Consider the following 6,488-nt stretch of genomic DNA (forward strand, 5'->3'; position numbering starts at 1 on the left):
CCCGCCACCCGCCCTCCTCACACCAGCCGATACCCCGCGCCGCGCACGGTCTCGATGCGATCCGCGCCCAGCTTCTGGCGGAGGTAGCCGATGTAGACGTCGGCGACGTTCGACCCCGGGTCGAAGTCGAAGCCCCACACCCGGCTGAGCAGCTGCTCGCGGCTGAGCACCTGGCCGGGGTGGCGCACGAGTTCCTCGGCGAGCGCGAACTCGCGCGCCGACAGCACGATCTCCCTGCCCGCGACGGAGGCCGTGCGCTGACGCACGTCGAGCACGATGTCGCGGTGCTGCAGTTCCAGGCCCTTCGACGTCGGCTCGCGACGGATGCGGAGCCGGATGCGGGCCACCAGCTCATCGAACCGGAACGGCTTGCCGAGGTAGTCGTCGGCTCCCCCCTCGAGGCCGGCGACGGTGTCTTCGAGTTCGACGCGCGCGGTGAGCATGATGACGGGCACGGCGGAGCCCGAACCGCGAAGCTGCTCCAGCACCTCGAATCCCGTCATCCCGGGCAGGTTGACGTCGAGCACGACGAGGTCGAACTCCCCCGAGAGGGCGAGTCCGAGGGCCTCGCGGCCGTCGCCGGTCACGCGGGTGGCGTAGCCCGCCGAGCGCAGGCCCTTCTCGATGAAGGACGAGATGCGGGTCTCGTCGTCGACGATGAGGATGGATGCCACGTCAGCCCTCCGGGCGATCATGTGCGGGGATGCCGCGGGGCAGCGGCGGTCGCGGGGGAACGGAATCGGTCGGCATCTCGGCGACGATCGGGATCGTGAGCACGAACTCGGCCCCCGGTCCCGTCGCCGGATCCCGCACGGTGGCGGCACCACCGTGGTTCTGGGCGATGGCGGCGACGATGTTGAGGCCGAGGCCGCTGCCGCCGCGACCGTCGTCGGCCGCTCCGCGGTGGAAGCGCTCGAAGATGCGCTCGCGCTCGTCGACGGGGACCCCGGGCCCGTGATCCCGCACGAAGACCTCCATCGTCTCGCCGCGTGAGCGGATCCCCAGCACGAGGTCGCCCCCGCCGTGGCTGACACCGTTCTGCGCCAGTTGCAGCAGGGCCTGGGTGATCCGCGCCCGGTCGACGACCGCGTGGATCGGGGCGACCGGTCCCCGCCGCACCGACGCCCCCTCGATCCCGCGCACCTTGACGACGACCTGCTCGACGAGTGCCGTCATGTCGGTCGCCTGCGGGCGGAGCGGGCTCGGTCCGCGCAGGGCGGCCTCCTGGGTGAGGTCCTGGATCAGGCGTCCCATCCGCCCCAGCTCGTCGAGCACGAGCTCGCGGGTGGCTCGCACGTCGGCGGGATCGCTCGCGTCCATCACATCGAGGTGACCGCTCACGATGGTCACCGGGGTCTTCAACTCGTGCCCGACGTCACTGAGGAGCGTGCGCTGCGCGCCGAGCGCGCTGTCGAGGCGGTCGAGCATGTCGTTCATCGTCGCGGCGAGCGCGCTGACGTCGTCGTTCCCCTCGACGGGCAGCCGTTCCGCGAGCGAACGCGCCGACACCCGTGCCGCCGTCTCGCGCATGCGCCGCAGGGGTTGGAGCAGCCGTGCGGCCACCAGGCCCGCACTCGCCGCGATCACGACGAGCGCGATCCCGGCGGCCACGAGGTAGACGCGGGCGGCGTCGTCGATCTCGGCGAGCTCGCCCTCGAGGTCGTAGGCCGTGATGAACATCACCGGCGACGGGGGCGCCGACCCCTCGACCGCGATCGGAGCGGCGAGGTACCGCCAGGCGACCCCCTCCTCGGCGTAGGTGCCGATCACGGGGTCGCCCTGGGCCACCGAGGTGACGTACGGCACGAAGCCGGGCGCGGACTGCAGGTCGACGTCGAGCGGTACCCCGGGGATGAAGGCGGCGACGCCGTCGATGACGCCGAGGGCACCGGTGTTGTCGTCGGGGCTGATGCGCGTGACCGTGGCCTCCAGCGCCGCGGTCGACGACGCCCACGCGCTATCCCCGTTCCCCGCCGCCACCAGCGCGCGGGCCGACTGCAATGCCGCCTCCAGGCGGGTGTCGACGTCGGCGAGGATGCGTGTGCGCTCCACCAGGTAGACGGCGGCGCCGACCGACATCAGTCCGATCGCGGCGACCACGGTGATGACCACGACGATGCGTGTTCGAACGGTCCACCCGCCGCCCGTTGCAGAGGCGGGCGCCGTTCCCATGCGCTTCAGTATGCCGGGGCGGCGACCCCCGACCCGTCGAAATAAGAAGGCTCTCACGATCGTCTTCCCGCGCCCTTACCGGCGGACGACAGACTCGAATCACCTCACCACGGATGGAGTCCTCGAATGTCTCGTCGCGCTTGGATCGGCACCGCCCTCATCGCCGTCGCCGCCATCGGGGCGACCGCTGCCGTCGCCACCGCCTTCGAGCCGCGCACCGCGACCGAGCGCGTCCTCCCGGGCGGCACGCTCACCGGTGGACCCGCTCCGGCCACGCCGTCGCCGACGCCCGTCGTCGACCCGTCGGCGGTCCCCACCGAGCAGGCGACTCCGGCCCCGGAACAACCCGCGGCCCCCACGGACCCGCAGCCGGTCGCACCGCCCGCGCCGCAGCCGGTCGACCCTCCGGCCCCGGTCCCGGTCTCTCCCGTCGATGACGACGACGACGATGACACGGATGACGACGTCGACGACGACGGAGACGACGACTGACCGCACGCACCCCACGCGCCGCACGCGCCGCACGCCGGCGTTCGCACGGCGGGCGATCGGCCCGGCGGCGCCGTCAGCGGGGCCGGGCGGAGGCGATCAGCATGTCGAGACCGAGCTCGAAGGCCCGCGTGGCCACCGGGTCGGCGGGGTCTTCCTCGGCGAGCGTCTCGAAGGCGGCGGAGAAGCGCGGGAACACCTCTTCCTGTCCCGTGGGGTCGAACACGACGGAGGGTCCCGACATGTCCAGGACGCTGCCGAGGATGAACGACTCGAACGCGGTCAGCAACGGGATGACGTCGCGCAGCGTCCAGCCGGCGGCTTCGGCGGCCGCGGCGAAATCCTCGTACTGGGCGAGGAGGACGGGCGCCGAGGCGCGCTCCGTCATCAGGAGCGGCACCACGCGCGCGTGACGGGCGAACGCCCGCCGGTACGACCGCCCCCAGGCACGCAGAGCTTCTTCCCAAGGCAGCTCTCTGAGCGGCTTCGAGTCGATGTGCGCCGAGACGAGCGCCCGGACGTCTTCGATCATGGCCGCGCGGTTGGGGACGTGGTTGTACAGCGACGCGGGGTTGACCCCGAGGCGGGCGGCGACGCGGCGCACGCTGGCGCCGTCGGGTCCGTGCCGGTCGACCAGCGCGAGGGCCGTCTGGGCGATCAGTTCGCGGTTGAGCAGCGGCGTGTGCGGTCTGACGATGGCGGCCTCCCCGGGTCGGTGCGAGCCTACGTGCCGGACTCTCACGTCCACTCTCGCACACTCAAAACAAACGGTGTATGTTTACCGCCATGACCTCCGAGGCCTTCACCGTCGTCGAAGCCGACGTCTCCGCCCTGAGCGCCGCCCTCGACTCCGGAACCGTCACCAGCGTCGAGCTCGTCGCGCGTTACCTCAACCGCATCGCGGCCTACGACCGAGCCGGCATCCGCCTCAACGCCGTGCCGGTGCTGAGCCCCCGCGCCTTCGACGACGCCCGCGCCTCCGACGTGCGCCGCGCCCGCGGTGAGGCGCGCGGACCGCTCGACGGCATCCCCTTCACCGCCAAGGACAGCTACCGGGCCCAGGGGTTGCCCGTGGCATCCGGATCTCCTGCCTTCCGCGATCTCGTCGCGCAGGACGACGCCTTCGCGGTGGAACGGCTGCGCGCGGCCGGAGCGGTGCTCCTGGGCCTGACGAACATGCCGCCGATGGCCGCCGGCGGCATGCAGCGCGGCGTCTACGGCCGCGCCGAGTCGCCCTACAACGGCGACTATCTCTCGTCGGCCTTCGGCTCGGGTTCCTCGAACGGCTCGGGCACCGCCACGGCGGCCAGCTTCGCCGCCTTCGGACTCGGCGAAGAGACCTGGTCGTCGGGCCGCGCCCCCGCCTCGCACAACGCCCTCGTCGCCTACACCCCCTCGCGCGGGGTCATCTCGGTCCGCGGCAACTGGCCGCTGGTGCCCACGATGGACGTCGTCGTCCCGCACACCCGGTCGGTCGCCGATCTGCAGCACGTGCTGGATGCCGTCGTGGCCGACGACCCCGACACCACCGGTGACCTGTGGCGGACGCAGCCGTACATCTCCCTGCCGCGCCCCTCCGAGGTGCGGCCCGAGTCCTTCGTCGAGCTCGAGCCGCTGCCGCTCGCGGGGCTCCGCCTGGCCGTGCCGCGCATCTACGTCAACGGCGACCCCGACAACGCCTCGCCCATCGTCACGCGCGAGAGCGTCATGCGGCTGTGGGAAGACCTGCGCGCAGACCTCGAGACCGCGGGCGCGGAGGTCGTCGAGACCGACTTCCCCGTGGTCGATCGCTACGAGAAGCTGCACCCCGGCGACGAGGACTTCCTCGACCGCGGGTTCGTCACCCAGCGCTTCCTCGACGACGAGGTGGGCGACCTGGCCGTCTGGGCGATGGACGCCTTCCTCCGCCACAATGACGACCCGGCGCTCAACCGCCTCGCCGATGTCGACGCCGCGCTGATCTTCCCGCACCCGGCGGGCGCCCTCCCCGACCGCTACGGCATCTGGCACTACGACATCTCCTACGACATCGCCGCCTACGTGCCCCGGGCGAAGGAGTGGGAGCCCGACTGGCGCGACGTGGCGAGTCTCGAAGAGGGCCTGCGCGGTCTCGAGCACACGCGCCGCGTCGACTTCGAGGAGTGGATGGATGCCGCCGGCTTCGACGCCGTGATCTTCCCGACGCAGTCCGACGTGGGCCCCACCGACGCCGACGTGAACCCCGACGCAGCCGACATCGCGTGGCGCAACGGCGTGTGGGTATCCAACGGCAACCTCGTGCCGCGCCACCTCGGCATCCCCACCGTCACCGTGCCGATGGGCACGATGGATGACACCGGGATGCCGGCGGGCCTGACCATCGCCGGTCCCGCGTACAGCGATACCCGGCTCGTGCAGCTGGGCTCGGCCGTGGCCGCTCTCGGCGAGCGCCGCACGACGCCGCCGCGAACGCCGGCGCTGCCGGACGAGACGGTGTTCCCGACCGCGCGACCGGTCGGCGACACGGCGCTCCGCGTGAGCATCGACACCGTCGAGACCGAGGCGGAGGGCGACCAGACCGTGGTGCGGTTCCGCGCGAGCGTCACCGGCGGGTCCGCGCGCGACGGCGCCGCCTACGTCGACGGCGTGCGCGTCGAGACGCATCTCGACGGCGGTCTTCTGCGGGGCGCCTCTCGCGTCCCGACCGCGGATCACGCGACCCCGGTGAGCCCGTGGACCGCCCCCTACGGACCCCTGGTCGTCGTGGTCGTCCGCGACGACGCGGGCGCCGTGGCCGGAGACCTCGCCACCACCGCCGCCTCCCCCCTCTGACACCCGAGTCCCGAGGAACAGCCATGACCGAGGTCTTCGACTACTTCACGCAGGTCGATCTGCCCACCCCCACCCTCGGCGACGACGAGGTGCGGCGCCTGTTCGCCGACGCGTTCGGCGTCGAGGTCGACCTGCGCGGGCTCGGAAGTCAGCAGGATCAGAACTTCCGGGTGTTCCCCCGCGACTCGACCGAGCCCCTCGGCGTGCTCAAGCTGAGCAACCCGGTGTTCAGCGAGGCCGAGATCGAGATGCAGGATGCCGCCGCGGCCACGGTCGCCGCGCGCAGCCCCCACGTGCGCATCCCGAAGCTCGTGGAGGGCCCCCTCGGGGCGATGTCGGCGTGGTGGGACTCGTCGCAGGGGCGCATCCACGCCCGCGTGATCGAGAACATCTCGGGCTCCACGCTCATGGGATCGGGATACCTCTCCCCCGCCGTGGTGGAGGCGATGGGAGCCCTCTCCGGTGCGGTGAGCCTGTCGCTCGCCGACTTCGTCCATCCCGCGAGCGGCCGCGTGCTGCAGTGGGATCTGCGCCACGCGGGTCGCGTCATCGACACCCTCCTGCCCGCCGAACCGGATGCCGAGGTGCGCGCGATCGTGCAGCGCGCCGCCGACGCCGCCCGCGCCGCCCTCGCTCCGGTGCAGGACGCCCTGCCGGTCCAGGCCGGGCACTTCGACGTCACCGACGACAACGTGCTGCGCGCCGATGGGGCGCTCGTCCCCGACGCCGTCATCGATTTCGGCGACGTGTGCTCCTCGTGGCGCGTCGGCGAGATCGCCACGACCGTGTCGTCGGTGCTGCACCACGACGGCGCCTCGCCCGAGACCGCGCTGCCCGCCGTCCGCGCCTTCGACCGTCTCCGCGACCTCGACGACGGCGAGATCACGGCGCTCTGGCCCCTCGTCGCCCTGCGCGGTGCCGTGCTGGTGCTGAGCGGTCGCGCGCAGGTGCGTCTCGACGACGCGAACGACTACGCCGCCGTCGCGCTCGATCGGGAGTTCCGCATCCTCGTGCAG

The 6,488-nt window shown here is 72.4% G+C and carries 5 protein-coding genes and 1 pseudogene; 3 read left to right on the top strand and 3 right to left on the bottom strand.

Annotated features, from left to right (window positions below):
* Positions 1 to 17 precede the first annotated feature (17 nt).
* Together RWP81_RS13100 and RWP81_RS13105 are read right to left on the bottom strand one after the other, a co-directional pair.
* Positions 18 to 674, bottom strand: coding sequence for a response regulator transcription factor (locus RWP81_RS13100; protein WP_314456786.1), 657 nt, complete (start codon positions 672 to 674; stop codon positions 18 to 20).
* A 1-nt stretch (position 675) separates the two neighbouring features.
* Positions 676 to 2,172: a HAMP domain-containing sensor histidine kinase gene (locus RWP81_RS13105; protein ID WP_314456788.1), complete on the bottom strand. Its 1,497-nt coding sequence runs from the start codon at positions 2,170 to 2,172 to the stop codon at positions 676 to 678.
* A 126-nt stretch (positions 2,173 to 2,298) separates the two neighbouring features.
* On the opposite strand from RWP81_RS13105, the gene RWP81_RS13110 reads away from it, so the two are divergent.
* Positions 2,299 to 2,664, top strand: coding sequence for a hypothetical protein (locus RWP81_RS13110; RefSeq protein WP_314456790.1), 366 nt, complete (start codon positions 2,299 to 2,301; stop codon positions 2,662 to 2,664).
* A 73-nt stretch (positions 2,665 to 2,737) separates the two neighbouring features.
* On the opposite strand, the gene RWP81_RS13115 is transcribed toward RWP81_RS13110, so the two are convergent.
* On the bottom strand, positions 2,738 to 3,409 hold the full coding sequence (locus RWP81_RS13115; protein WP_314456792.1) for a TetR/AcrR family transcriptional regulator C-terminal domain-containing protein: 672 nt from the start codon (positions 3,407 to 3,409) through the stop codon (positions 2,738 to 2,740).
* A gap of 38 nt (positions 3,410 to 3,447) precedes the next feature.
* Here RWP81_RS13115 and RWP81_RS13120 point away from each other — a divergent pair.
* Positions 3,448 to 5,121: pseudogene (locus RWP81_RS13120) on the top strand (amidase); the annotation flags it as partial.
* Positions 5,122 to 5,495: 374 nt separating this feature from the next.
* Positions 5,496 to 6,488: phosphotransferase (locus RWP81_RS13125; protein WP_314456794.1), on the top strand; the 993-nt coding region annotated here is incomplete at its 3' end.

This window comes from uncultured Microbacterium sp. (assembly GCF_963521695.1).
Lineage (GTDB): Bacteria > Actinomycetota > Actinomycetes > Actinomycetales > Microbacteriaceae > Microbacterium.